Raw genomic sequence first — 25852 nt, forward strand, 5'->3', positions numbered from 1 at the left:
CTTCGACCTCGTCCGGCCGGCACAGGCAGACCGGAATGCCCGCGACGACGCGGGGCGCCGGCCGGCCCGCCTCCACGGGCGCCTTGTTGGTCCTCGGCGCGCTGTGCCCCCCCGTGGCGCGCGCGTCGGCGCGCGCGCGGCGCCGCCGGGGGACGAACAGGCCGGCGAGGCCCGCGCACACCGCTCCGCCGGCGCCTAGCAGGAACGCCTGGGTGAAGGCGCCGTCGGTGGGCAGCCCGGTGGCCGCGTCGGTGCTCGCGGCCAGCAGGGTGGCGGCGACCTGCGAGCCGAGCGCCGCGCCCACCGAGCGCACGAGGGCGTTGACGCCGGTCGCCTGCCCGGTCATCCCGGCGGGGACGGCCGCGATGATGATGTTGGGGACGGCGGCCATGCCCACCGCGACGCCGGTGAACACGATGATCGACAGCGCGATGACCGGCGCCGCCGAGCCGCGCGTGAGCGCGAGCCCGACGAGCCCGCCGGCGGCGCCGAACGGCCCGGCGGCGAGCAGGGCGCGGGCGCCGAGCCGGACGGTGAACCGGCCGGACACCGACCCGGCGATGAGCATCGCCACGCAGGCCGGGAACATGAGCAGGCCGGCGCCCGTGGCGGACAGGCCGAAGCCGTAGCCGGTCGACTCGGCGGTCTGCGCGATCTGCGGGATCAGCACGAACGCGCCGAACATGCAGAACCCGACGAGCGCCGTCACGACGTTGGTGATCAGGACCGCGGGCCGCGCGAGGACGCTCAGGTCGACGAGTGGCTCGGCGGCGCGGCGCTCGAACAGACCGAACAGCACCAGGACGACGAGGCCCGCCCCGACGAGGCCGAGCGTGCGCGCGCTCAGCCAGCCCCAGGCGGACGTGCGGGTCAGCGCGAGCAGCGGCGCGGTGAGCCCGACGGCGAGCAGCAGCGCGCCCGGCACGTCGATCCGGCCCGGCGCGCGCATGCCGGAGTCGGGCAGCCGCATCGCCCCGAACGCCGCGGCCGCCGAGATGGCCGTACCCACCCAGAAGATCCACTGCCACGAGGCGTGGTCGACGAGCAGTCCTCCCATCACCAGGCCGCCGCCCGCGCCGATGCCCGCGATCGCCGACATGAGGCCGAGCGCGCCCGGGCGGCGCTCCGCCGGGAACGTGTCGTTGATCAGGCCGAAGCAGAGCGGGATGATGCCGCCCCCGGCGCCCTGGACGACCCGGGCCAGGACCAGCATCCACACGTTGACAGCCAGCGCCCCCAGCACGCTGCCGGCGGCGAACGTGACCAGCGCGATCACCAGCATCCGCCGCTTGCCGAACATGTCCCCGAGCCGGCCGGCCATCGGGGTCAGGATCGCGGCGGACAGGAGGTAGGCGCTGAGCACCCAGGAGATGTTCGCCGGGGTGGTGCGCAGCTCCTTGGTGAGCACGCCCAGCCCCGGCACGACCGCCGTCTGCGCCACCGCGAACGCCGCCGCCGCCAGCATGAGCACCAGGCTGTCGGCGGAACTCGCCGCGTGCCCGGCGCCGCCCGCGTGCCCGGCGGCGGGCACGGCCGCTCCCTTGGCGGCGCCGCGCCGCATGGCTTCGCCCGTCGACGTCCCGTGCCGCGTCTCGCCGCCCCGCATCCCCATACACCTCAAGCCTCGAGCCGAAGTGGACCCGCGGGTCCGGTTATCTGATCATAGCCATTAAGCGGACTCCAGGGTCCGTTTGGATGGTCGGAAGGGGTGTGAAGTGCCCTTCACCGGCCGCGGTCGGACCGGGCAGGCCTCCCCGAGGCCGCGTCGGCGCGGCCTCGCGGGAGCGGAGGAACGCCTCGCGGCGGGCGTGGCACGACAACGACGGCGGCGCCTGTCGACGGCGCCCGCCCGCCGGGCCAGGCCGGCCGCCGATCAGGGAAGGTGGCGGTTCTTCCAGCGCAGGGTGCCGCGATGGCGGCGCCACCAGGACAGGGCGGTGAGCCAGCCCAGAGCGCAGATGGACAGCGGGTGGGCCGCCGCGTCGGGCCAGGCGCGGCCGGCGGTGGCACGGGCGGTGACCCACCGGCTGGCGACGCCGGCGAGGTAGCCGGCCAGACCCGCCCACGAGCCGCGCAGCGCGGCCAGGACCGGCAGCACGAACAGCCAGCCGAGCAGGCCGACCTGGCCGGCACTCGCCGCCGGCCGGCCGCCGCCGGCCGCCCACAGCGACTTGGCGTAGCCGTCGCGAAGCTCGGCGGCGCCGGTGTACATCCGATTGACGGCGAGCTCGGTCCCGTCGGCGACGCAGCCGCGCCCGCCGGCGCGCTTGACCGCCCGCAGCAGCGCGATGTCCTCCAGCACCTCGGCACGCACCGCCGCGTGCCCGCCGGCGCGCCGGTAGGCCGCCGCGTCGACGCAGAGCAACTGGCCACCCGCCGCCGACAGCGAGCCACGCGGCGAGCGCTCCGCCAGCCGCAGCGGCAGCAACGCGAGGAACGACCACTGCAGCAGCGGCTGGACCAGCCGCTCCGCCGCGGTGACCGCCTCCTGCCGGGGGTACGGGCTGACCAGGTCCAGGCCGGTGTCGCGCAGCAGGGCGACCGCGCGGGCCAGCCCGTCCGCGGCGAGCGTCACGTCGGCGTCGACGAAGACCAGCGCCGTCCCGGTCGCCGCCGTGGCCGCCCGGTGGCAGGCGTGCGGCTTGCCGAGCCAGCCGTCCGGCGGCCCCTCGCCGCGCTGGAGTACCACGCGCGGGTCGCCGGCGGCGATCGCGGCGACGAGGTCGGCGGTCGCGTCCGTGGAGGCGTCGTCGTGCACGATCACCTCCAGGTCGGCCAGGCCCGTCGAGGCGAGCACGGCCGTCAGGCAGCGGCCGACCCGGGCCGCCTCGTCGCGTACCGGCAGCAGCACGGAGACCCGCTCGCCGACCGGCCTCGCCGGCGGCGGCCGCCGCCAGCGCCGGGTGTTCAGGACGGTGTGGGCCGCGACCAGCGCCGCCCCCGCCGCGCCTGACCACACCGCGCCTGACCACACGGCGTCCCCGGCGGCCCGCGGCGCTCGGCCCGTGGCCGTCATCCCGGCTCGTCGGGCTGGTCTGGTCGTGGCTGGGACGAGGCGGCGGCCGGGGCCCGGGCAAGGACGCGCGCCCGGGATGGCGTCGTGGGACGGGGCGGCGTCGCGGGCCGGGGCCGGCGCGCCAGGGCGCGGGGAAGGGCGGGCAGGGCCATGCCGACGGCGCCGGCGAGCGCGACCGAGGGCTGGCCGAAGAAGGCCAGGCAGGCCAGCACCCAGGACCCGTACGTCCAGCACAGGAGGAACAGGGGGACGCCGTCGCCGGCGGGCCAGCGGACCGGGCCCGGGCGCTGGCGGGGGGCGGCGGGCCGGTCGGGCGCGGGACGGCGGGCCGGGTCCGGAAGGCGGTCGAGGAGGGCGACCAGCGTGGCGCCGACGAGCAGCCAGCCAGCGGCGTTGGTGAGCGGAATCCCGTTGAGCGCGGGACCGCCGCCCGGTTCCCAGACCCAGAAGCCCTCGGCGACCATCCGGGGGTCGAGGAAGAGGTCCCAGCCGGCCAGCAGCACGCCGCCAGCGAGCGCCGTCGCCACCCTGGCCCTCGGGCCGGCCGGGCCGAGGCCCGCGTTCGCGGCGGACCAGCGGCCCGCCAGCAACGCCGGGTAGGCCATCATCGCCCAGCCCAGGGGGATGATGGCGGGCACGCCGGCGACCTCGAGGCCGAGCCGGCCGGTATAGGAGTAATGGCCGAACGGCCAGCCGGTGCGCAGCCCGACCACCTCGGCGGCGAACCCTAGGCCGACCGTGATCGCGAGATAGCCGGCGGCGAAGACCCGGCCCCGGCGGTGTGCCGCGTGACTCGCCGAGGCGACGAAGAAGGCCAGTACCTGGCCGATCGTCAGCCAGGCCCGCCCGCCGCCGCCCGCCGGCAGCAGCGGGTACGGGATCTGGGCCGCGACGACGGCCGCCGCCGCGAGCTGGCGGACCGTGCCCCGACGGACCGTGCCCCGGCGGACCAGGGCGCGGGCCGGCGCGCGCGGGGGCGCCGCGAGCCGCGGCCGCCCGGGGAGACGATCCACCCGGCCGGCGGCCTACAGGGCGCGGGCCGGCCGGCCGAAGCGGGCGGCCACGGCGCCGCGGCGGCGCCGCGAGGTGGGTGGCGGCAGCTCCTTGCCGAGCACCGCGTAGGCGGTGTAGCTGCCAGGGAAATGGAAGTTCGACAGCAGCGGCACGAATCCCTCGCTGGCGTAGAGCCTGCGGGCTCTGCTGTCGGGCAGCTCCAGCGCCGAGAGCGCCGCGGTGCGCTGCGGGACGTCGCGCAGCAGCTCCCGCAGCAGCCCCCGGCCGATGCCCTGGCCCTGGTAGTCCGGCAGGACGTGCAGCTCGACGATCTCCAGGCAGTCCGTCAGCCAGTGCTCCGCCGCGGCGGGCGACAGCGCGGAGGCCACCACGTCGTGCCACCACTGGCCCGGCCGGCCGGGCATCGCGTAGGTGATGCCGACGAGGGCGTCGTCCTCGGTCAGAGCGGCCACGGCGCGCAGGTCACGCCGCTCGGTATGCCGTCGGGCGTGCGTCATCCGGTCACGGGCCGCGCGCTGGGGGTCCGCCTCGTGGAGGTCCAGAAACGCGGCCTTGTAGACGGCGATCACCTCGCCGAGACGGGCGCGCATGCGGGCGGGCGTCCAGCGGACCAGCCTGATGTCGGCACTCGCCAAGGCTCGCCTCGCAAGGGGTCGACACGCGGTCGGGAGGTCGACGATAACTCGTCGGTCGCCCTGCACGCCCGGCGGCCAGGGAGCGGAAACCTGGTGGACACACCGTGTCATTGGATGATTACCGTGGTTCGGGAGTGGTACGGGCCTTCGAGGGGCCCGCCGGTCGCAGGGGGGCGCGGCCGTCCACGGTGCCGCGGCCGTCCAGCACGGTGAACCGGGCGAAGAGCTCCTCGGCGTACCAGCCGACCTCGGCGGTCCTGCTGACCACGGCGGCGTGCGCGGGGCGCCGGTAGGCGAACGCGCGGACGGCCGCGAGGTCCGGCCAGATACTGAACGTCCCCTGCAGCGCGACCGGTGCCTCCCCGATACCGATCGCCAGCAGCGGCCCGGCCGTGTCGCCGGTGGGGCCGCTGGCCGCGCTCGCCCCGGCGAGCGTGGCGAGGTCCGCGGCGACCGGGGGCACGGCCCGCCAGAACGTGACCGCGTGCCGGGGCGCGAGGCGGGCCCTGGTGAGCACGGCGACCGGGCCCGTCGGCACGGGGGCGCCGGCGGCGTCCCCGCCGCCGCTCGGGTCCGGGGTGCCCGTGACCGTGGGGGAGCGCGCGATGCCGGGGCCGTCGGGGGTCTTCGGGGGGCTGGCCGCGGCCTCGGGGGAGGGCGACCCGAACGGTTGCCGGCCGGACCAGCGGCCACGGGAGGCCAGGGGACCGAGCTCGACGTGGAAGTGCTCCTCGGCGATCCGCCCCCAGGAGCGGGCGATGCCCGAACGGTCGAACGCGGCGGCCGCGGCCGGATCGTCCCAGGCGGCCACCAGGCCCCAGCGGCGCGGCTCGGCACCCAGGGGGGTGAAGGCGCCGGGCATGCCGGTGCCGACCAGCTTGGCGAAGGCGAGCCCGGGAACGTGCCGCAGCCGAGCCCGGCCCAGCGCCATCCGGCCGAGGGCGGCTCCGACCTGCCGGGTGGGCACCCGCCACAGGTCGACGGTCACCAGCGGAACGAGCCCGTTCGGGGCGGCCCGCGCCGCGACACGCGGCCTGACCAGCGACATTGACGCCCCTTCCTGATCGGGCTACCTTGGTCATGTTCGAACTTGTGTTCGAACGCAGGGGTGCCGGGTCGACCTCTGGGGCGACCTCTAGGTCGACTTGTGAGCCGACCTGTGGACCGACTTGGGGGCCAGCTTGTGCCCGACTCGAACGGCCGGTGAACACCGGGAGGTGGTCATGACCAGCCAGCCGACTCAGCCGACATCGCGCCAGCCGTCCGTGCGTCAGCAGCCGTCCACGCACCAGCCGTCGTCCGCGTGCCAGCAGCCCACTCTGTACCCGTCCGCGCGCCCCGGGCGGCCTCAGCTCCCGCGGCCTCCGCAGTCTGTCACCGACGTACGACCGGTTCCGGCCGACGACCGGCGCACCCTGGTCCCGGCTGCCGGGATGCCGCGCCGCTCCCGGGACGACCTGCTCGCGGCGGCCCGGCACGGGCTGGCCGAGGCCACGTTCGCCCGGCCGGCGGGGGAGCGGTACGCGCTCGCTCACCTGGCCGCTCTGCGGGTGGCCGCGGCGGTGCTGGCGGACCGGGCCCGGCCTCGGCCGGGGCGGCGCGGCCGGCCGGTGAGCGCCTGGCGGCTGCTGGCCCAGGTCGCCCCGGAGCTCGGCGAGTGGGCGGACTTCTTCGCCGCCGGCGCGCCGCGGCGCGCGGCGGCGGAGGCCGGGCTGTCGGTCGTGACCGCCCGTGACGCCGACGACCTGCTCCGGCAGGTGGAGATCTTCCTGGGCGTCGTGGAGGAGGTGCTGGGCCTGCCGTCCCAGCCCACCCTCACCGGGACGGTGCCGCCCGCGGCCCGTCCCGGCTGGGACTAGCCGTGGCACCCGTCGCGGCGGGCGAGATCGAGGAGGCGCCCGCGGACGGCGCCCCCCACGGTGCCTCCCCGGCGGGACCTCCCGCCGGGCGTCGGTCGGGAGGCGGTCCCGTTCGCCGTTCCGCGCCGGTGGTGGCCGCGCTGCGGGGTCTGCGGGAACTGCGCGACCCGCGGGAGGCCGCCTCGGAGAGACAGCCCGAGCCCTCGGATCTGACCGGCCGCGTGCTGCCGGTGCCGACCGCGCTGGCCGGGCTGCTGCCTCAGCGCGGGCTACCGCGCGGGGCGACGGTGGCGGTCGAGGGGTCGGCCGCGCTGCTGCTCGCCGTGCTCGCCGAGCCGTCCCGGGCCGGGGCATGGTGCGCGGTGGTCGGCTGCCCGGCGCTGGGCCTGCTGGCCGCGGCGGAAGCCGGGATCGCGCTGGAGCGGCTGGTTCTGGTGCCCAACCCGGGGCAGCGCTGGCCGGTGGTCGTCGCCGCGTTGGTCGACGCCCTGGAACTGGTCGCCGTGTGCCCGCCCGACTCGTCAGGACACACGGCCCGGCGCCTGGCGGCGCGCGCCCGCGAGCGGGGCTGCCTGCTGCTGCCGGTCGGCGCGGGCTGGGACGGGGCCGACCTGCGGCTGGCCGTCGAGGAACGGTACTTCCACGGCCTCGGCGAGGGGCACGGCCACCTGCGCGGCATCCGGCTGTTGGTCCGGGTCTCCGGCCGGGGCGCGGCCACTCGCCCGCGTCGTGGCTGGCTCACCGTCGCGGGCCCCGATCCCGTTCCCAGCCCACGGACCTCCCCGATCGGCGGAGCCGATCGGGCAGGGATCCCGGATCCGGCGGGAACCCCGGGCGCCGCCGACCCGGGCGGTGCCACCCACGTGGCCTGGGGCGGCGGCGCGCGCCGCGATGACGAGCCGGGTGCCGGCGAGGAGCGGCGGACGGCGCCGGGGCTACGGGAGGGGGTGGCCTAGATGCCGGTGCGGATGCTTGCCGTGCACTGCCCGGACTGGCCGACGACGGCCGCCGGGGCCATCCCCGGCCTGCCCGCCGCCGTGGTCGAGGCGAACCAGGTGGTGGCGGTGACTCCGGCCGCCCGTGCCGCCGGCGTGCGGCCCGGGCTGCGTCGGCGTGATGCCCAGGGGCGCTGCCCGGAGCTTCGGCTGCTGCCCGCCGACCCCGACCGGGACGCCCGGGCGTTCGAGCCGGTGGTGGCCGCCATCGAACGCGTGGTGCCCGGTGTCGAGGTGGTCCGGCCGGGTGACTGCCTCGTGCCGATCCGCGGTGCCGCGCGCTATTTCGGCGCCGAGTCCCTGGCGGCCGCCCAGGTCCGCGGCGCGGTCACCGCGGCGCTGGCGGCCGGGCCGCCCGGCCTGGCCGAGGGAGCCGCCCCGGCGGATCCGTCCACGTGCTGCCGCCTCGGGATCGCCGACGGGCCGTTCGCCGCCGGGCTGGCCGCCCGGCTCGGCCGGACGGTGCCGGCCGGAGCGGGCGCGGCCTTCCTCGCCGAACTGCCGGTGGAGCTGCTCGATCGGCCCGAGCTCGTCGGGCTGCTGCGCCGGCTGGGGCTGGCCACTCTGGGCGCGTTCGCGGCGCTGCCCGCCGGGGAGGTGCTCGGCCGGTTCGGGCCAGAGGGGGCGTTCGCGCACCGACTGGCCCGGGGCGACGACGACCGGCTGGCGGCGCCGCGGCTGGTCCCGCCGGACCTCGCCGTCGACGTCAGGCTCGACCCACCGGCGGACAGCGTCGACGCGGTGATCTTCACGGCCCGCCGCCTCGCCGAAGCCGCGCACGCCAAGCTGCTGGCCGCGGGTCTGGCCTGCGCCCGGGTCACCGTCGAGGCTGAGACGGAGCACGGCGAGCACCTGCGCCGAGTCTGGCGGCACGACGGCCCGCTGACCCCCGCGGCGATCACCGACCGGATCCGTTGGCAGCTGGACGGCTGGCTGTCCGCCGCGAACCTGATGGGTGGGCCGTCCGCCGAGGAGAACGCGGCGGTGCCCTCGCCGCGGCTCCACCGGCCGCCTCAGCTGGCCAGGGTCGTCCGGATCCGAGTGGTTCCGGAGGACCTGCTCGCCGCCGACGGCCGCCAGTCGGGGCTGTGGGGCGAGCCGGGCGCGCCCGATGGCCGGGTACGCCGCGCACTCGACCGGGTCCAGGGCCTGCTCGGTCCGGAGGCGGTCCTGACCGCCGAGGTGCGCGGCGGGCGGGACCCCGCGACGGCGGTGCGGCTGGTGCCCTGGGGAGAGCCGCGCGGGCTTCCCACGGACGCGGAACGGGCTCGAGCGCCCTGGCCGGGGCGGCTGCCCGCGCCGGCGCCCGCCACCGTGCTCACCACCCCCCGCCCCGCCCAACTGCTCGACGCCGCCGGCAGGCCGGTGGTCGTCACCGCCCGGGCAGCGGCGACCGGGTCCCCGGTCTGGCTGTCCCTCGAGGGCCACCCACCGGTCCGGGTCGTCGGCTGGGCCGGGCCCTGGCCGGCCGACGAGCGGTGGTGGGAGCCCTCCGGCCGGCGCAGGGCCCGGTTCCAGCTCACCACCGAGGACGGCTCGGCCCGCCTGCTGTTCGTCGAGGCCGGCCGGTGGTGGTGGGAGGCCTCTTACGAGTGAGGACGAGGGGTGAACCCTGTCCCCGCCCTTCGGGCAGCTCCCTCGGCCTCATCCTCAGATGCCTGCTCCGGGGGAGGCGCCCCGGACCCCCGATGCCGCGCTTCGCGCGACCGGGGAGCAGTGACCGGGAGCAGTGACTGGAGGTGGCGGTCGGCCCTCGGAGGCGGGGTACGGGTGATCGCGCGTGGCGGGATGAGCGCGCGCGGCAGGCGGGTCGGGACTTAGGGGGCGGCGGTGAGCTGGTGGAATCCGGCGGTTTCGTGGGCGGAGCTGGAGCGGCGGATGTCGGGGCGGCCGCTTCGGCCCGGGGATGCCCAGGGCGGTGGTGATCAGGGCGGGCCGGTGGGGGATGGCGGGGACGCGCCGGCCTGGACACGGCGCCGGGAGCCCTACCGGCCCGCGCCGGAACTGGTCGCCGCCGCCGCGCGCGGCGGTGACCAGCCGGCCGGTGAGCCGTACGCCGAGCTGCACTGCCACTCGGCGTTCAGCTTCCTCGACGGGGCCAGCCAGCCGGAGGAACTGGTGGAGGAGGCCGCCAGGCTGGGACTGTCCGCGCTGGCCCTCACCGACCACGACGGCATGTACGGGGTGGTCCGGTTCGCGGAGGCGGCGGGCGAGGTGGGGCTGGCGACCCTCTACGGGGTGGAGGTCGCCCTCGACCAGCCGGCCGCGCGTCCCGGAGTGCCCGACCCGGTAGGGGAGCACCTGCTCGTGCTGGCCCGCGACCCGGAGGGCTACCGGCGGCTGTCGCGGGCGGTGTCCGACGCCCACCTGGCCGGCGGGGGGAAGGGCCGCCCGCTGACCACCCTGGACGCTCTCGCCGACGCGGCCGGCGACGGGCACTGGCAGATCCTCACCGGCTGCCGCAAGGGGGTGGTGCCGGCCGCGCTCGCCGCTGGGGGCGTCGACTCCGCCCGGGTCGCCCTGGACGGGCTGGTCGGCCGGTTCGGCCAGGACAACGTCGCCGTCGAACTGTGGGACCACGCCCAGCCGCTCGACTCGGCCCGCAACGACGCGCTTCACGAACTCGCCCGGGAGAAGGGGCTGACCTGCGTCGCGACCAACAACGTCCACTACGCCACCCCGGCGTCCGGCCGGCTCGCCGCCGTGATGGCCGCGATCCGGGCCCGCCGGGCGCTCGACGAGATGGACGGCCACCTGCCCGCGGCCGGCTGCGCGCACCTGCGCTCCGGCGACGAGATGGCCGGCCGGTTCGGCCGCTATCCCGGTGTGGTCGCGGCGGCCGCCCGGATCGGCGCCGAGTGCTCCTTCGACCTGCGCCTCGTGGCGCCCCGGCTGCCGGACTTCCCGGTGCCGCCCGGACACACCGAGGCCAGCTGGCTGCGGCTGCTGACCATGCAGGGGGCGGCCCGCCGGTACGGGCCGCCTGGCGGCGAACGGGTCGTCGGCGCCTATGACCAGCTCGCCCATGAGCTCACCCTGATCGAGCGGCTCGGTTTCCCCGGTTACTTCTTGATCGTGCACGACATCGTCGAGTTCTGCCGCCGGGAGGACATCCTGTGCCAGGGGCGGGGCTCGGCGGCGAACTCGGCGGTCTGCTACGCCCTGGGCATCACCGGTGTCGACGCGGTCTCCTTCGGCCTGCTGTTCGAACGGTTCCTCGCCCCGGAACGCGACGGTCCGCCAGACATCGACCTGGACATCGAGTCCGGCCGGCGCGAGGAGGTCATCCAGTACGTCTACGGCCGGTACGGCCGGGACCGGGCCGCCCAGGTGGCCAACGTCATCAGCTACCGGTCCCGCTCGGCGGTGCGTGACGTCGCCCGCGCGCTCGGTTTCTCCCCCGGCCAGCAGGACACCTGGTCCACCGGCATCGACCGCTGGTCCCCGCTGCCCGCCGCCGGCGCTGTGGCCCCGTCGGCGCCGGCCCTCGCGGCGCCGGCCTCCCAGGCCCTGGCCGCCCCGGCGGCCGCCCACACCCCGGCCGCCCACACCCCGGCCGACCCGGCCCCGGCCATGCCGGCTGCCCTGGCGGAGCGCGCGCCGGTCGACGGCGCGTCGGCCCCGGGCCGTTCGGGGGATGAGACCATGAACGGGGAGACGCTCCTGATCCCGAAGCAGGCGACGGGTTCCGCCCGGCTGGCCGGGCCCGCGAGGCCGGGTTCCCCGTCCGACGCCAGAGGAGGCGCCGACGCCAGAGGAGGCGCCGTCGGGCCGCGAGGGGCCGCGGACGCCGGTTCTCGCCCCGTGCCAGCGGGCAGGACGGCCACCCGTCCCGCGATGTCGGGTGAGAGCGCGGGGCGGGCTGGCGCCACGCCGCCGCGGCCGGCCGAGCCCCGGGACCGGATCGGCCCGGAGATCCCGCGGGAGGTGGTCGCGCTCGCCGGGCAGCTGCTCGGCTTTCCCCGTCATCTCGGCATCCACTCCGGGGGGATGGTGATCTGTGACCGGCCGGTGGCCGAGGTGGTGCCGGTGGAGTGGGCGCGGATGCCCGGGCGCACCGTCGTCCAGTGGGACAAGGACGACTGCGCGGTCGCCGGGCTTGTCAAGTTCGACCTGCTCGGGCTCGGGATGCTCGGCATGCTGCATGGCGCGTTCGAGCTGATCCGGGCCCACCACGGCCGCGAGCTCGATCTAGGGGAGATCCCGCAGGAGGACCCGGCGGTCTACGACATGCTCTGCGCCGCCGACTCGGTCGGCGTCTTCCAGGTCGAGAGCCGCGCCCAGATGGCCACCCTGCCCCGGCTGCGCCCGCGCTGCTTCTACGACCTGGTCGTCGAAGTGGCGTTGATCCGCCCCGGCCCGATCCAGGGTGGCTCGGTACATCCCTACATCCGGCGGCGCAACGGCGCCGAGGAGATCACCTACCCGCACCCGCTGCTGCGCCGCTCGCTGGCCAAGACCCTGGGGGTTCCGCTCTTCCAGGAGCAGCTGATGCAGATGGCCATCGACGTCGCCGGGTTCACGGCGGCCGAGGCCGACCAGCTGCGCCGGGCGATGGGGGCCAAGCGCGCGACCGAGCGGATCGACCGGCTGCGGGCCCGGTTCTACGAGGGCATGGCGGCCAACGGAATCGTGGGGGAGACGGCCGACGAGCTGTACACCAAACTTGCCGCCTTCGCGAACTTCGGCTTCCCCGAGAGCCACTCGGTCAGCTTCGCGTTCCTCGTCTACGCCAGCGCCTGGCTCAAGCTCTACTATCCGGCGGCGTTCTGCGCGGCGCTGCTCAACGCCCAGCCGATGGGCTTCTACTCCCCGCAGAGCCTGGTCGCCGACGCCCGCCGACACGGCGTCACCGTCCACGGCCCCGACCTGAACGCCTCCGGCGGCGGCGCCACCCTGGAACACGGCACCATCCCGGACCACGGCGCGGGCCGGGAGAAGGGCGCCCTCCGGGAGGAGCCGCCCGGCGCCGTGGCGGTCCTGGAGCCGGCGGAGGGCTGTCGGGCCGACGTCGGCGGGCATCCGGCCGTCCGGCTGGGCCTGGCCGGGGTGCGCGGCATCGGCGCCGCGAACGCCAGGCGGATCGTCGCGGCCCGGGAAGCCGACGGCCCCTACCAGGACATGGCGGACCTGGCCCGTCGGACCGGGCTGACCGGCGCCCAGCTGGAGGCGCTCGCCACCGCCGGAGCCTTCGGCTGCTTCGGGCTCGCCCGCCGGGAGGCGTTGTGGGCGGCCGGCGCCGCCGCCCAGGCCCGGCCCGACCGGCTCGAGGGGATGACCCTCGGCGACGACCCGGCGGCTGTCGCCGCGTACCTGCCGGGGATGACCGGCGCCGAGGAGGTCGTCGCCGACCTGTGGGCAACCGGGATCACGCCGGGCCGCTATCCCACCGAGTTCGTCCGCGACCGGCTGGACGCGCTGGGCGTGGTCGTCGCCTCCGGGCTCGCGGCGCTGCGGCCGGACCGGCGGGTCTGGGTCGCCGGAGTCGTGACCCACCGGCAGCGCCCGGCGACCGCCGGCGGCACCACCTTCCTCAACCTGGAGGACGAGACCGGGCTGGTGAACGTCGTCTGCTCGCGCGGCGTCTGGGTCCGCCACCGCGCGGTCGCCACCGCGGCGCCAGCGCTGCTCGTCCGGGGCCGGCTGGAGAAGGCGGACGGCGTCGTGAACGTGATCGCCGACCGGCTGGAGCGGCTCCCGCTCGCCGTCGCCCGTCGCTCCCGGGACTTCCGTTGACGCCGACGACACCGTGGCAGGCGACGACACCGTGGCAGGCAACAGAGCCGTGGCGGGCGACGGGGCCGGCAGGGTGGGGGACGGGCACGCCGTGCCCGGCCGCCGGGCCCGCCGGCGGCCGACGGACCAGGCCCCCGGGGCGGCGCTCGCGGCGCTCACCGGACCGGGGCGGCGGCGCCAGGGCGATTCGCCCGGCCTCGTCGTGGCGGCGAGCTCTCGTGCGGAGGCGGTGTCCCGGTCCGGCATGCCGCGTCCGGGTCCGCCTGCACCCTCAGGCCTGGCAGCTCGCCGGCTTCGTAGCGGAGACGTTCACCTTCGATTACCATCGGTTATCTTCTCGGGTGCTCTGGTTACCGAACGTGGGGATAGCCGATGTCTCGATGGATGGTGACGGTTGCCGGCGTGTCGGTGGGCGGGCTGGTCGTCGGCGTGGTGATCGGGTTCACGCTCCCGGCCCGATGACGACGCCGGCCGCGGCGGCGGGGCCGGCGGCCCGGCGTGCGGCGGAGCGGGCCGACCCGCGGCACGCCGCCGTCTGGCGGGCACTCGCGGACGTGCTCGCGGCCCCCGGCCCGGCCGGGCGCGGGCTCACCGTCGTCGACGCCGGCGGCGGCAGCGGCGGTTTCGCCGTCCCGCTCGCCGAACGCGGCCACCAGGTGACGGTCGTCGACCCGAGCCAGGACGCGCTCGCCGCGCTCGCCCGCCGGGCCGCGGATCGGGGCGTCGCCGACCGGGTGACCGGCCGGCAGGGTGACCTCTCCGAGCTGGCCGCCGCCGTCGGTCCGGACGTCGCGGGCGTAGGCGGCGCCGACCTGTTGCTCTGCCACGCGGTGCTCGACCGCGTCGAGCACCCGGGACCGGCGCTGGCCGCCGCGCTGCGGGTGCTGCGCCCGGGAGGCTGGCTGTCCCTGCTGGTCGCCGGGCGGGCCGGCGCCGTGCTCGCCCGGGCGCTCGCCGGCCGGTTCGACGACGCGGCCCGGATGCTGCTCGATCCGCGCGGCCCGGCCGAAGCGGGCGACGTCACCCGCTTCGACACTGACGAGGTGACGGCGTTGGCGCGGGCCGCGGGCGCCGAGGTGGTCGCGGTCCACGGCGTGCGGGTCTTCGCGGACCTCGCGCTGCCACTGCCGGCCACCGCCGGCGACGACGACCGAGAGCCGGCGGCTGGCTGGGCCGAACGGCTCGCCGAGCTGGAGGCAGCCGTCTGTGCCCGGCCGCCCTACCGGGACCTCGCGGCCCAGCTGCACGTGCTCGCCCGGCGCGCGGCGCCATGACCGGTGCCCGCGGTCCCGGCGGGGCTGTCCCCGGCGTCGCTGTTCCTGGTGCCGCCGCTCCTGGCGCTGCCGCCCCCGATGGGACCGTTCCCGTCGACGCGGCCCGGCCCGCGAGCGCCGGCGAGACCCGCGACGGCCCGGCGCGGGACGGCTCGGTCGGCAGCCCGATCCTGCACGTCGACATGGACGCGTTCTTCGCGGCGGTCACCCTGCTCGGCCGCCCGGAGCTACGCGGCCGGCCCGTCATCATCGGCGGCGGCCCCCGCGGGGTGGTGCTCTCCGCGACCTACGGGGCACGCGCCTTCGGCGTGCGCAGCGCCATGCCGATCGCCCGTGCCCGCCGGCTGTGCCCGGCCGCGCTGGTGCTGCCGCCGGAGCGGCACGCCTACCAGGAGGTCTCCGGCCGGGTGATGGCGATCCTGCGCGACGTCACCCCGCTGGTCGCCCCGCTGTCCGTCGACGAGGCGTTCCTCGACGTCTCGGGCGCCCGCCGGCTGTTCGGGACGCCGGCCGAGATCGCCGGGATGATCCGCGCGCGGGTGCTCGCCCAGGAGGGCCTGACCTGCTCGGTGGGGGTCGCGCCGACGATGTTCGTCGCGAAGATCGCCTCGACCCGCTGCAAGCCGGACGGCCTTCTGGTGGTCGAGCCGGACCGGGTGCTCGACTTCCTGCACCCGTTGCCCACGTCCGCGCTGTGGGGCGTCGGGCGGGCCACCGAGGCCGCCCTCGACCGGCTGGGCCTGCGCACCATCGGTGACATCGCGGACTGCCCGCCGGCCACCCTGCGCCGCGCGCTCGGCCAGGCGGCGGGGGCGCACCTGTGGGCGTTGGCGCACGGCCGCGACGAGCGAGCCGTCGACCCGGGCTCCACCGAGGTCAGCATCGGGGCCGAGCACACCCTGGCGGTCGACACGGCCGACCTCGACGTGCTCGCCCGCGAGCTGCTGCGCCTGTCCGGCCAGGTGGCCCGCCGGCTGCGCGGCCGAGGCTGGGCCGCCAGGACCGTCGCGGTCAAGATCCGGCTCGCCGACTTCACCACCCTGACCCGGGCGCGCACGCTGCGTGAGCCCACCGACGTGACCCAGGAGATCTACCGGGCCGCGCTGGCGTTGTTCCGCGAGTCGGGTACCGCCGGGAGCGCGGTCCGGCTCGTCGGCGTGCGCGCGGCGGGCCTCGTCGACGCCGGCGCCACCGGCCACCAGCTCGCCCTCGACGAGCGTCCGTCCGGCTGGTCCCAGCTCGAGCGCGCGGCCGACGCCGCCGGCCGCCGCTTCGGGACGGGGGCCGTCGCCCCCGCCAGCCTGCTCCCGCGTGAGCCACGCCAGCCTGGTGACGTCAGGAACCCGCCGCGCTGACGAACGCGGCAAGGCATGGTCGCCAACCTGAGGCGCGCCGGGTCCGAGGTGCCAGACCTGAGGCGCGCCCGCGGTCAGTTCTCCCAGCGGCGGCGCCAGCGCTCCTCGACACGCTCCGTGAAGGAGGGACGGTTGCGGCGGCGCGCGGCCGGGCCGGCGCGACGGTGCGCGTCGGTGCCGCGGCCACTGATCCGCCGCAGGTCGGCGGCGCCCCGCAGAGCGGCGGCCAGCATGATCGCGAAGCCGAGGATGCCCAGGGTGACGGTCAGCGCGGGAAGCTGGCTGAGCACGACGCCCACGATGAGCATGGCGAGGCCGAGGACGAACAGCACCGCGTTGCGGCGGATCCTGCGGACCAGATAGGTGCGCGGATTGGTCGAACGGACGGCGCTCGCGAACTTCGGATCGTCGTCCACGAGACCGCGCTCGATCTGGTCGAGCAGGCGCTGCTCGTTCTCCGAGAGCGGCATCGATGCTCCTCCCACTGCCGGTAGGACGAACCTAACCAAGGATAGGCATCAACGGCCGGGCGCGACAGGCAACCGGCCATCCTCGGTACCCAGTCGTTACACCAATTAGTACCCAGGCGTTGGGATGCCAGCCGGTCATGGCCGGCCGGCGGGTTCGGCGGGCTCGCCCCGGGGCTCGGGGGCGGTTGGCGCGGGCGGCCCGGAGGACCGCCGCCAGGGACGCTCGGCGGCGGCGTAGCCACCGGAGCGCGTCAGTCGGCGCAGGACCGACGGCGGGGCGACCTGGGCGACCAGCCAGCGGCCGCGCGGCGCCACGGACAGCAACCCGTCGGTCGCCGTGGTCACGTCCTCGGTGACGCTGTCCCCGGCCTGGCCGAGCTGGGTGCCGGGTGGGGCATAACGGACCCGTTCCTCGGCCCAGCCGAGCCGCTCGAGCGCCTTCACCGCGTCAGCGACCTTGGGCGTCTCCGCCTCGGGGCCGGCCACCAGGTAGCCCTTCAGCCGACCGACCACCATCCGGGGCGAGTCGCTGGGCCGCAGCGGGATGCCCAGGTCCGTGGCCAGGTCGAGCAGTTCGGCCCAGCCGGCCCGTACCCGAGCCCGCGCCAGGACGCCCGCCTCGGCGGGCGGGCCGGCCGTCGAGGGCACCGCGCTGGCGCGCAGCCGCCGCCGTCGGATGACCCGCCGCGCGATCGCCGGCCCGCCGAGCAGCGCCGCGCCCCCCACCACGATCAGCAGGATCAGCGCGGCCCTGAGCAGGATCTTGCCGGTCCTCGACGCGGTGCCGCCGTCCGCGCCGGCGCCGTCGGTCCCCGGCGTCACCTCCGGGGACGCGGCGACGTCCTGGCCGATCTCGGTCTGCCGCTGGTCGGGGTCCGGGGACCACGTGTTGTCGCCCGTGTCCGGGGGGACGCCGTTGCTGTTGGTCGGCTCGAACGGGACCCAGCCCGCTCCGGGCAGCCACACCTCCGGCCAGGCGTGCCGGTTGCCCTGCTTGTAGAGCAGGGATCCGTCCGGCTGCTGGGTGGGCCGCTTGTAGCCGGTCGCGACGCGCGCGGGGATGTCGAGCGTCCGGGCGAGCAGCGCCATCGCCGTCGCGTAGTGCTCGCAGAAGCCACGATGGGTGACGAAGAGGAAGTCGCTGACCGTGCCGAGCGGGGCGGCCACGTCGTAGACCCACTGCTGGCGTTGGAAGTAGTCCGCGATCGCGCGGGCCTTGTCGTAGTCGCTGGCACGGCCGGACGTGATCTGCTCGGCCAGATCCGGTATCCGCGAGTCCAGGTCGGCCGGTACCGCGAGGTCCGGGGCGAGCTCGGCGGGGATCGTCCCGGTGGCGGTCAGCTGGGCCTTCGTGGGAGTGGGGATCACGGCCTGGACCGTGTACACGGCTCCCGCCGCCGACGTGCGGGCGTTCGCGTAGACGGTGCCGGTGGGCTGGTTCACCCACCAGACGCCCTGCAGTCCCTCGACGGACGTGGTCCTGCCGTCGGGGAGTGGCAGCTCGGTCTGGGGGTTGCCCGGGTGGATGGAGATCGTCGCGGTCACCTCCGTCCCGGCGACCTCGACGGTGGGGCGTGGCAGGTCGACGCCGAAGGAGGTGTCACCGGCACCGGGGAACCCGGACGAGGTGAACCGGCTGCTGCCGTCGAAGGTGTCCAGCGCCGTCTCCCGCAGGTAGACGGTGGTCCTGAACAGCTCCGGATTGTCCGTGCGCACGCTCACCAACGGCTGCGCGAAGGACGAATCCCCTGGCTCGCTCTGCCCCCCGGGCGTCGTGCTCGGGCCATCCACGAGGCCGCTGCCCGACTGGCCTCTGGGGTTCGCCGGCTCGGGCTGGGCCTGGCCAGGGGTGGGCACGCCAGGGGTGGCCGGCGTCGGGTTCTGGGTCGGCCCCGTGGGCGGCTGGCTGCCGCCGGTGCCGCCGGCAACGGCGCTGTCGGGAAGGGGGGTCGGCTCGAACGGGATCCAGCCCGTGCCGGGCAGCCAGACCTCCGGCCAGGCGTGCGCGTCCTGGTTCTTCACCACCCAGCTGCCGTCGGCCGCCCGGGTGCCGCCGAGGAAGCCGACCGCGACCCGCGCGGGGATGCCCAGCGCGCGGACGAGCACGGTCATCGCGGAGGCGAACTGTTCGCAGTACCCCTTCTTGCCGACGAACAGGAACTCGCTCAGCGCCCCCGTGGGAACGCTCGGCGCGCCGCTGAGGTCGTAGGTGAACGTCCCGCCGTGGAAGTAGTCCTGGATGGCGCGGACCTTGTCGTAGCCGGTGGCCTTGCCGGCCGCGAGGGACTGGGCCAGCTCCCTGACCCTGGGGTCGAGGTCACCCGGCAGCCGGGTGTCGTACTGGAGCGCCGGCTCGGAGGGCGCCTGCCCGGACACGGCCAGCTCCGCCTTGCTCGGCGTGGGCACGGCGGCCGTGACCGTGTAGGAGATCCCGGCCGTCGACGTGCGGTCGCGGGTGGCGAAGATGGCGCTGGTCGCCTCGTCCACCCGCCAGTCGCCCTTCAGGCCGGAGATGGCGGTCGGGATCCCGGGCACCGGGAGATAGAGGTCCGGGTAGTCGGGCCGCAGCGAGATCTCGGCGCTCACCTTGGTGGTGGTCAGGCCGGACGGCGGGCGCGGCAGGCCGCGGTCGATGCGGGAGTCGGGCTCGGCCGTCAGCTTGCGCAGCGTGAACGCGTCGCCGGTGAACTCCTCGAGCGCCACCTGCCGCAGCCGCATCGGCTCGTTGGGGTTGCTCGGCCGGACGGTCATGACCTCGTGGTCCGGGTCGTCGTGCAGCCGCTGCGCCAGGCTCGCCATCGGCTGGGGAACCTGGGCCTGGGAACCGCCGCCCGACCCGTCGTCCGACTCCGAGTCCCGGACACTCTGGATCAGCCCGTGGCCGTCCAGGGACGGCACGGCCAGCGGCGCGACCACGGCGACCAGCAGCGCGCCCAGGGCCACCCGGCCGGCGAGGCCGCCCAGCCACAGGTTCGTCCTGCCCCTGGCGCGGGTGCTGACCAGCTGCCCCCAGCGACGCACGACCGACCGGCCGTCGAGCAGCAGCAGCGCGAGGAATCCGACCACGCCGAGGGTGAACGCCCCCGCGCCGACGCCGCGGGGCAGGACCGCCGACGGCACCGCGAACAGCCCGAGCAGCGGCAGGCCGGCGAGCGTGGGGCGGCCGAGGCCCACCGTGAGCAGGTCGACCAGGATCGCGACGCTCGCCACGCCGAGCACGGTCAGCACCACCAGCCCTGGCCGCTCCGGGACCGGGGCGGACAGCCGCGACATGTCCGCGCGGCCCGCGGACATCAGGTCCACGAGGCGCCCGAGGCTCGCCGGGGTCGGCACGACGCCGAGCACGGCCTCGTCGCCGGCGCACAGGACCGTGAGCGCGAACAGCAGACCGAACAGGCTGAGTACCAGGGTGGTGGCCGGGCCGAGCCCGAACCGCCGCCCCAGCGCGGCGAGCCCCACGACCACGAGCGTGGCCAGCAGCACCGGCCCGAACCACCAGAAGAAGCCCCGGAACAGCGGGTGCAGGGCGCTCGCGCACAGCAGCGACGCGGCCGCGCCGACGACGGTCGGCACCGTCTGCCCGCGGGCGCGGCCGCGGCTCAGGTAGGCGGCGAGCCGCCGGTCGCCGTGACCGGCCGGCCCACCGACGGCGACGGGGCGGGTCACCGCGGCACCCTCGGAAGGGCGTCCTCGCCGGGACGCGGTACGGGGGAGGCCTTCGCCGCGCTGGCGGCGCCGCCGAACCGCGTGACCGGGCGGGCCAGCCGGGGCCACTCCTCGGCGAGCCGGCCGCCGCGTCCGCTGACGAGCACCCGCCAGCCGGCGCGGCGCAGTGCCAGCTCGCAGCCGGCGAGGTCGGAGGGGGACTCCTGGTCGGCGTACCAGTGGGTGAGGTCGGCGAGTACGGCGATGGCCGGGGCGCCGCGGGGCCGGATGGCGGCGAGCCGGCGGGCCACCTCCGGGGAGGTGCGCCCGAGGACGAGGACCAGCATGCCGCCGTCACCGGCGGAGATCGCGCCGTACGCCGCGCGCGGGTCGGGGACGGGTGTCTGGGTGATCATCGCGAGCTCGTCGAGCAGCGGGCCCGGCCGGCCCGGGGGCACCGCCGCGGCCAGCCCGCGATGGGTGACGAGCCGGACGCTGTAGCCGGCCAGTGCCAGGTGCGCGCCGATGGAGCCGGCGACGCTGACCGCCCACTCGAACGGCGAGTCGGGCCCGGCCTGATGACCCCAGGAGCCGACATGGTCGTCGAGCAGGATGGTCGCGCCGGACAGCCGCGGCGCGTCCTCGCGGCGCACCATCAGCTCGCCCGTCCGCGCGCTGGTGCGCCAGTGCACCCGGCGCAGGTCGTCGCCGGACCGGTAGGGCCGGGTGGTCGGCTCGTCCTCGCCGTGCAGCGCGGCGCGGCGCAGCGCCGAGGCGGCGACGTGCCGCTCGGACCGGCTGCCTGGCAGCGTCTCGATCGCCGGCGTGACGACCAGCTCGTCGCGGCCCCGGAAGGCCCGGGCCAGCTCGCAGAACCCGAACGGGTCGCTGAGCCGGATCGACATCGGGCCCAGCTGGTAGCGGCCGCGGTGCGCGGCACCCAGCTCGTAGGACATGTCCCGGGTGCCGCCCGGCTCGATCCGGTCCAGCACGAAGCGGGCCTGGACGCCGAGCTCCTCGGGGACGGCGTCCTCGACGAGCAGCACCGACGAGGGCAGCCGGCTCATGTTGGCCAGCTGGATGCGCACCCGCGCGGCCTGGCCGGCGCTGACCCGCGGCGGGTCGACCCGCCGGGTGCAGGCCAGCCGGTAACGCGTGCGGGACACGAACGCCGCGGCCAGCAGCGGCAGCAGCAACAGCAACAAGGCCACCCGCAGCAGGTCCTGCTCACCGAGCACGACGGCGCACACGGCGCAGGCCGCGCCGGCGGCCAGGAACGACCGGCCCCGGACGGTCAGGCCGCGCAGGGCGGCGGCGAAGTCGCGCACCGCGAGGCCCGGTCAGTGCCCGCGGCGCGGGGGTCTGGCCGCCGGGCCCGGTCGCGGGATTGGGGTGCGGGCGATGACGTCGGACAGCAGGCGGGCGGCGAGGTCGGTGACCGGCTCGCCGGCCAGCGTGAGCTCCGGGTGCAGCAGCAGCCGGTGGGCGAGCACCGGCACCAGCAGCGTCTGCACGTCGTCGGGGAGCACGAAGGCGCGCCGGTCGAGCGCCGCGGCCGCCCGGGAGGCGCGGATCAGGTGCAGCGCCGCCCGCGGCGAGGCGCCGAGCGCGATCTGCGGGTGACGACGGGTGGCGCCGACCAGCTCGACGATGTACTGGCGGACCTCGTCGGACACGTGCACGGACCGGACCAGCGCGCTCATCTTGACGATCTCGGCGGCCGACGTCACCGGCACGACGTCGTCGAGCGGGTCGGCGTTGCCGTGGCTGTCGAGCATGGCGAACTCGGCGGCCGGCGACGGGTAGCCCATGGAGATCCGGGCGGTGAACCGGTCGCGCTGCGCCTCCGGCAGGGGCCGGGTGCCCTCCATCTCCACCGGGTTCTGGGTGGCGATGACCATGAAGGGCGCCTCGAGCCGGTAGGTCATCCCGTCGACGGTGACCTGGTGCTCCTCCATGCACTCGAGCAGCGCGGACTGCGCCTTCGGCTCGGCCCGGTTGATCTCGTCGCCGACGACGATGTTGGCGAACACCGGGCCTGGGCGGAACTCGAAGTCCCGGGTGGCCTGGTTGTAGATGCTCACGCCGGTGACGTCGCCGGGCAGCAGGTCCGGGGTGAACTGGATGCGGCGGACTCGGGCGTCGATGGAACGCGCCAGCGCCTTAGCTAGCATCGTCTTGCCGACGCCGGGCACGTCCTCGATGAGCAGGTGTCCCTCGGAGAGCAGCACGACGAGCGCTGTTCGGATCGCCTCCGGTTTGCCGTCGATGACCGCGGCCACCGAGCGCTGGACCCGGTCCGCGACGTCGGTCAGCTGGCCGATGTCGCCGGCGGGGTCCCGCCAGTGCGGCATTCCTGGCTCCGTCGCCACCAACGTCTCCCTCCGGGTCAGCGGATCCTGCCCCCGGCGGGAGCGTCCTTCCCGAGTGTGACATCCCATAGGCGGCGATCGGCGCCCCAGGGGCGGGAAATCCGCGTTCCCGTGGACGCGGGGCGCGGCGGCCCCGGGAGCGGGCAGCCCCGTGGGGTGCCCGTGCCGCTTGTCGGGGCGAGGCGCTCCGGTCGCCGTTCCCCCCGGGGCCCAGCCGCCGTCGGCTCGTCGCGGGGCGCCCACGCCAGGGCGACCCGGGCTGGCGTGGAGCCGACGTCAACAGCCAGCGTTGGCCGTCATTGGCGTGGCGGTGGTGGACGGGAGATTTGCGTGTCTGACACATCCGGTTCACACGTCGGCCGCGACGTCCGGAAAGAGCGCGCCGCGCCGCTAATCGCCGCCGGTTCGTCAAGGGGATGACAAGTGGCTCTTCGGGGTGTCGTGGGGATGCTGGGTGGGGGGTAGTGGGGTACAGTGGCGCGCAGTGGGGGAGCGGCGATCGACTGGTGGCTTGTTTGCGGGTTCCGTGAGGTCGCCCACGGCCGTCCGTGACTCCGCGCTGGCGAGCGAGGAGGGGCGCCGATGTTTCTCGGTAGCCACTCCCCGCGCCTGGATGACAAGGGCCGCCTCACGCTGCCCGCGAAGTTCCGCGAGGAGCTGGAAGGAGGGCTCGTGATTACCAAAGGGCAGGAACGCTGCCTTTATGTGTTTCCGGTGGCCGAGTTCTCCAGAATCAGCGAGTCGCTGCGTACCGCGCCGGTGACGGCGAAGGCGCTGCGGGACTACAGCCGGGTGTTCTTCTCGTCGGCGAGTGACGACCTCCCCGACAAGCAGGGCCGCATCACCATCCCGCCCGCGCTGCGCGAGTATGCCGGGCTCACCCGCGACTGCGTCGTCAACGGCGCGAACACCCGGGTCGAGATCTGGGACGCGACGCGGTGGACGGTCTACCTGACCGAGCAGGAGGACAGCTTCGCGGAGCTGTCCGAGGAGGTGCTGCCCGGCGTCATCTAGCACCTCCGGAGGAGCTCCGGCCCTCTGGCGGCGCGCGAGCACCAAGCCACGCGAGCACCACGCCAGAGGAGCGCGGTCATGTTCTTCTCGGCGCTCCCCGGGCCCCGCGGCCCTGAACCCGCGGCGGGCCGGGCCGGCGGACAGGGACGTACGCACCCGGTGCGTCACGGCCCCGGCGGCCACCCGGTGGAGCACCGGTGGGTCGTCGCGCGTCGAGTTCTCCCCCCGCCCGTCTCCGGACGCCACTTCCCCGGTGTCCGGCGGCCCGGCGGGGCGGGACCTGGGCGCACGCCGAGCCCGCCCGCCTGCCCGGCGGGCGCTCCCTTCAGACCGAGGCCCCGCGGCCATCGGCCGTCAGGTACGTGCCAACCGGCGCGCGGCCAGGTCCGTGGAGCACACGCCCGGCCGCTCCCCAGCGAAGAAGGGCGGCAAGCGGTGCAGGCCAGCCACATCCCGGTGCTGCTTGACCGGGTGCGCGCGCTGCTGACCCCGGCGCTGCGGGCGCCGGGCGCCATCGCCGTCGACACCACCCTGGGCCTGGGCGGGCACGCCGAGGCGCTGCTGCGCGAGCTGCCCGAGCTGCGGCTCGTCGGGCTGGACCGGGACCCGCAGGCGCTGGCGGCCAGCAGGCGCCGGCTGGCGTTCGCGGCCGACCGGGTGGAGTTCGCGCACGCCGTGTACGACGAGCTGCCCGCCGTGCTGGACCGGCTGGGGATCCGGACGGTGCAGGCGGTGTTATTCGACCTCGGGGTCTCCTCGCTGCAGCTCGACACCGACGACCGCGGCTTCGCGTACTCGCGCGACGCGCCGCTGGACATGCGGATGGACCCGACGTCCGGGCGCACCGCGGCCGACGTGCTCAACACCTACGACGAGGCCGCCCTCGCCCGGGTGCTGCGCCGCCACGGGGAGGAGCCGTTCGCCCGGCGGATCGCCGCCGCGGTGGTCGCCGAGCGTGCCCGGGAGCCGTTCCAGACGTCGGCCCGGCTCGCCGACCTGGTGCGCGCCGCGATCCCGGCCGCCGCCCGGCGTACCGGCGGCAACCCGGCGAAGCGCACGTTCCAGGCCCTGCGGATCGAGGTGAACGGCGAGTTGGACGCGCTCGAATCCGCGCTGCCGGCCGCGCTCGCGGCCACCGCCGTCGGCGGGCGGGTGGTCGTGCTCGCCTACCACTCGCTGGAGGACCGAATGGTCAAGCGGGCCTTCACCGAGGTCACCACGACGCGCGTCCCGCCGGACATGCCTGTGGTGCCGGCCGGCGCCGAGCCGGCCTTCCGGTCCCTCGTGCGGGGGTCGGAGCAGGCCGCCGACGACGAGGTGGCCGCGAACCCGCGGGCCACGTCCGCGCGGTTGCGCGCCGTCGAACGGGTGCGCCCGTCCGCGGCGGCCGCGGCGGGCCCCACCGCCAGGACAGGACGTGTCAGGGGAGGAACAGCATGACTTCCGCCGCGCCGGGCGACGAGCACCGGCCGCTGTCGGCCGGCGCGACCGCGCTCGCCCCGCAGCCGGCCTCCCGCCCGTCGTCCGCCCGTCGTCCGCGCGCCGACCGCGCCGGCGCCGCGCCGGCCGAACCGGCCGAGCGCGGGGCGCCGCCCGCCGCGCCGGAGGCGCCCGCCCGTCCGGCGCCCACGCGCGGGGCACCCACTCGCGGGGCGCCCGCCACTGGCCGGTCCAGGGCCGCCACCCCCGCCACCTCGGTCCCGGCCGCCGCTCCGGCACGCCGGGCTCGGCCGCGCCCGGCGGCGTCCTCGCGGGCACGAGCGGCGCAGGCGGCGCGCGCGCCGCGCGCCCCGTTCGTGATCCTGCTCCTGGTGCTGATGGGCAGCGGCCTCATGTGCCTGCTGCTGCTGAACACCGCGCTGTCCGAGAACGCGTTCCACGCGCACGAGCTGCAGGCCCAGGCCGCCGAGCTGGCCGAGGAGGAGGAGGCGCTCGAGCTCAGGTCCGACCGGCTGTCGGCGCCGGGCGCGCTCGCCGATCGGGCGGCCGCGCTCGGGATGGGGCCCGGCGGCCTGCCGGATTACCTGTCCCCGGGAGCCTCGCCGCCGCCCGGCGCGCGGGCGGTCGCCGGCGCGAGCGGGGACGCGGGCGGCGGGGTCGTCTTCTATGTCGTGCCGGCGCCGGGCGTGCCCGGCGCCGACCAGGGGACGCCGGCCCAACCCGACCAGGGCGCCGCGGCTGGCCAGGGCTCCGCGACCGGTGAGGGCTCGGCGGCGGGGCAGGGCGCGCCGGTGGCGGGCCAGCCGCCCGCGGCCGGGAGCGATGACCCGGGGACGACCGGCCGGTGAGCTCCACGCTCCTCCCGCCGGACCGCCGTGTCCCACAGCGGCTACGGTTGGTGACGGAGGGTTCGCGAACGGGCTCCGCCCGAGCCGGCCGGCCGACCCGTGGCGACCGCGCCCGGCCGGAGGCCGCCCGCGCGGCGGCCCGCCCCGCCGCCCGGCAGTGAGAAATACACAAAAACGCC

At 76.5% G+C, this 25852-nt stretch carries 17 protein-coding genes and 2 pseudogenes; 10 read left to right on the forward strand and 9 right to left on the reverse strand.

Annotation, left to right across the window (positions count from 1 at the left end; all coding sequences use genetic code 11):
- The 5 genes from I6A81_RS36120 to I6A81_RS36140 all read right to left on the reverse strand — a co-directional run.
- Positions 1–1606 (reverse strand): MFS transporter (locus I6A81_RS36120; RefSeq protein WP_203010438.1); only part of this gene is annotated, 1606 nt, incomplete at its 3' end.
- 267 nt (positions 1607–1873) lie between these two features.
- The gene (locus tag I6A81_RS36125; RefSeq protein WP_203005062.1) at positions 1874–3016 is read right to left on the reverse strand and encodes a glycosyltransferase; all 1143 of its coding nucleotides are present in this window, start codon (positions 3014–3016) and stop codon (positions 1874–1876) included.
- Positions 3013–4029, reverse strand: a complete 1017-nt coding sequence (locus I6A81_RS36130) for a carotenoid biosynthesis protein (protein ID WP_203005061.1) — start codon at positions 4027–4029, stop codon at positions 3013–3015. The genes I6A81_RS36125 and I6A81_RS36130 overlap by 4 nt, the downstream gene beginning before the upstream one ends.
- A gap of 12 nt (positions 4030–4041) precedes the next feature.
- Positions 4042–4665 carry a GNAT family N-acetyltransferase gene (locus I6A81_RS36135; protein WP_238429752.1) on the reverse strand — a complete coding sequence of 208 codons (624 nt, stop codon included), beginning with the start codon at positions 4663–4665 and terminating at the stop codon, positions 4042–4044.
- A gap of 118 nt (positions 4666–4783) precedes the next feature.
- On the reverse strand, positions 4784–5713 hold the full coding sequence (locus tag I6A81_RS36140; protein ID WP_203005060.1) for a spheroidene monooxygenase: 930 nt from the start codon (positions 5711–5713) through the stop codon (positions 4784–4786).
- Between the two features lie 385 nt (positions 5714–6098).
- Between I6A81_RS36140 and I6A81_RS36145 the strand changes: the two genes are divergently transcribed.
- The 7 genes and pseudogenes from I6A81_RS36145 (at position 6099) to dinB (ending at position 15884) form a co-directional block, all read left to right on the forward strand.
- A complete protein-coding gene (locus tag I6A81_RS36145) occupies positions 6099–6524 on the forward strand; it encodes an SAV_6107 family HEPN domain-containing protein (RefSeq protein ID WP_238429751.1) in 426 nt (141 codons plus the stop codon).
- Between the two features lie 2 nt (positions 6525–6526).
- Positions 6527–7480 (forward strand): hypothetical protein, encoded by a 954-nt coding sequence (locus I6A81_RS36150; RefSeq protein WP_238429750.1) that lies wholly within the window; start codon positions 6527–6529, stop codon positions 7478–7480.
- Entirely contained in the window at positions 7481–9115 is a 1635-nt protein-coding gene (locus tag I6A81_RS36155; RefSeq protein WP_203005059.1) for a DNA polymerase Y family protein, read from the forward strand.
- Between the two features lie 282 nt (positions 9116–9397).
- A pseudogene (locus I6A81_RS46540) lies at positions 9398–10957 on the forward strand (PHP domain-containing protein); the annotation flags it as partial.
- Between the two features lie 477 nt (positions 10958–11434).
- Positions 11435–13255: pseudogene (locus tag I6A81_RS46545) on the forward strand (helix-hairpin-helix domain-containing protein); the annotation flags it as partial.
- Positions 13256–13713: 458 nt separating this feature from the next.
- Entirely contained in the window at positions 13714–14529 is an 816-nt protein-coding gene (locus I6A81_RS36170) for a methyltransferase (protein ID WP_203005058.1), read from the forward strand.
- Positions 14526–15884, forward strand: coding sequence for a DNA polymerase IV (dinB, locus tag I6A81_RS36175; protein WP_203005057.1), 1359 nt, complete (start codon positions 14526–14528; stop codon positions 15882–15884). Before I6A81_RS36170 ends, dinB begins: the two co-directional genes overlap by 4 nt.
- A 74-nt stretch (positions 15885–15958) precedes the next feature.
- Here the strand turns inward: dinB and I6A81_RS36180 are convergent, their stop codons facing one another.
- From I6A81_RS36180 to I6A81_RS36195, 4 genes are all read right to left on the reverse strand, one after another.
- Entirely contained in the window at positions 15959–16354 is a 396-nt protein-coding gene (locus I6A81_RS36180; RefSeq protein ID WP_203005056.1) for a DUF3040 domain-containing protein, read from the reverse strand.
- A gap of 135 nt (positions 16355–16489) precedes the next feature.
- Positions 16490–20020: a transglutaminaseTgpA domain-containing protein gene (locus I6A81_RS36185; protein WP_203005055.1), complete on the reverse strand. Its 3531-nt coding sequence runs from the start codon at positions 20018–20020 to the stop codon at positions 16490–16492.
- The gene (locus I6A81_RS36190; protein WP_203005054.1) at positions 20017–21327 is read right to left on the reverse strand and encodes a DUF58 domain-containing protein; all 1311 of its coding nucleotides are present in this window, start codon (positions 21325–21327) and stop codon (positions 20017–20019) included. Before I6A81_RS36190 ends, I6A81_RS36185 begins: the two co-directional genes overlap by 4 nt.
- Before the next feature lie 12 nt (positions 21328–21339).
- Positions 21340–22371 carry an AAA family ATPase gene (locus I6A81_RS36195; protein ID WP_203005053.1) on the reverse strand — a complete coding sequence of 344 codons (1032 nt, stop codon included), beginning with the start codon at positions 22369–22371 and terminating at the stop codon, positions 21340–21342.
- A gap of 582 nt (positions 22372–22953) precedes the next feature.
- Between I6A81_RS36195 and mraZ the strand changes: the two genes are divergently transcribed.
- From mraZ to I6A81_RS36210, 3 genes are all read left to right on the forward strand, one after another.
- Positions 22954–23385 (forward strand): division/cell wall cluster transcriptional repressor MraZ, encoded by a 432-nt coding sequence (gene mraZ / locus I6A81_RS36200; RefSeq protein ID WP_203005052.1) that lies wholly within the window; start codon positions 22954–22956, stop codon positions 23383–23385.
- Between the two features lie 435 nt (positions 23386–23820).
- Entirely contained in the window at positions 23821–24825 is a 1005-nt protein-coding gene (gene rsmH, locus I6A81_RS36205; RefSeq protein ID WP_203005051.1) for a 16S rRNA (cytosine(1402)-N(4))-methyltransferase RsmH, read from the forward strand.
- The gene (locus I6A81_RS36210) at positions 24822–25673 is read left to right on the forward strand and encodes a hypothetical protein (protein ID WP_203010439.1); all 852 of its coding nucleotides are present in this window, start codon (positions 24822–24824) and stop codon (positions 25671–25673) included. The genes rsmH and I6A81_RS36210 overlap by 4 nt, the downstream gene beginning before the upstream one ends.
- The last annotated feature ends 179 nt before the right edge of the window (positions 25674–25852 follow it).

Origin of the sequence: Frankia nepalensis (genome assembly GCF_016786325.1) — a bacterium.
Lineage (GTDB): Bacteria > Actinomycetota > Actinomycetes > Frankiales > Frankiaceae > Pseudofrankia > Pseudofrankia nepalensis.

Bases quoted from the DNA above. Each gene is read 5' to 3' on its own strand.
- I6A81_RS36125 (WP_203005062.1), bottom strand. From the start codon at position 3,016: ATGACGGCCACGGGCCGAGCGCCGCGGGCCGCCGGGGACGCCGTGTGG.
- I6A81_RS36140 (WP_203005060.1), bottom strand. From the start codon at position 5,713: ATGTCGCTGGTCAGGCCGCGTGTCGCGGCGCGGGCCGCCCCGAACGGG.
- I6A81_RS36145 (WP_238429751.1), top strand. From the start codon at position 6,099: ATGCCGCGCCGCTCCCGGGACGACCTGCTCGCGGCGGCCCGGCACGGG.
- I6A81_RS36155 (WP_203005059.1), top strand. From the start codon at position 7,481: ATGCCGGTGCGGATGCTTGCCGTGCACTGCCCGGACTGGCCGACGACG.
- I6A81_RS36170 (WP_203005058.1), top strand. From the start codon at position 13,714: ATGACGACGCCGGCCGCGGCGGCGGGGCCGGCGGCCCGGCGTGCGGCG.
- dinB (WP_203005057.1), top strand. From the start codon at position 14,526: ATGACCGGTGCCCGCGGTCCCGGCGGGGCTGTCCCCGGCGTCGCTGTT.
- I6A81_RS36180 (WP_203005056.1), bottom strand. From the start codon at position 16,354: ATGCCGCTCTCGGAGAACGAGCAGCGCCTGCTCGACCAGATCGAGCGC.
- mraZ (WP_203005052.1), top strand. From the start codon at position 22,954: ATGTTTCTCGGTAGCCACTCCCCGCGCCTGGATGACAAGGGCCGCCTC.
- I6A81_RS36210 (WP_203010439.1), top strand. From the start codon at position 24,822: ATGACTTCCGCCGCGCCGGGCGACGAGCACCGGCCGCTGTCGGCCGGC.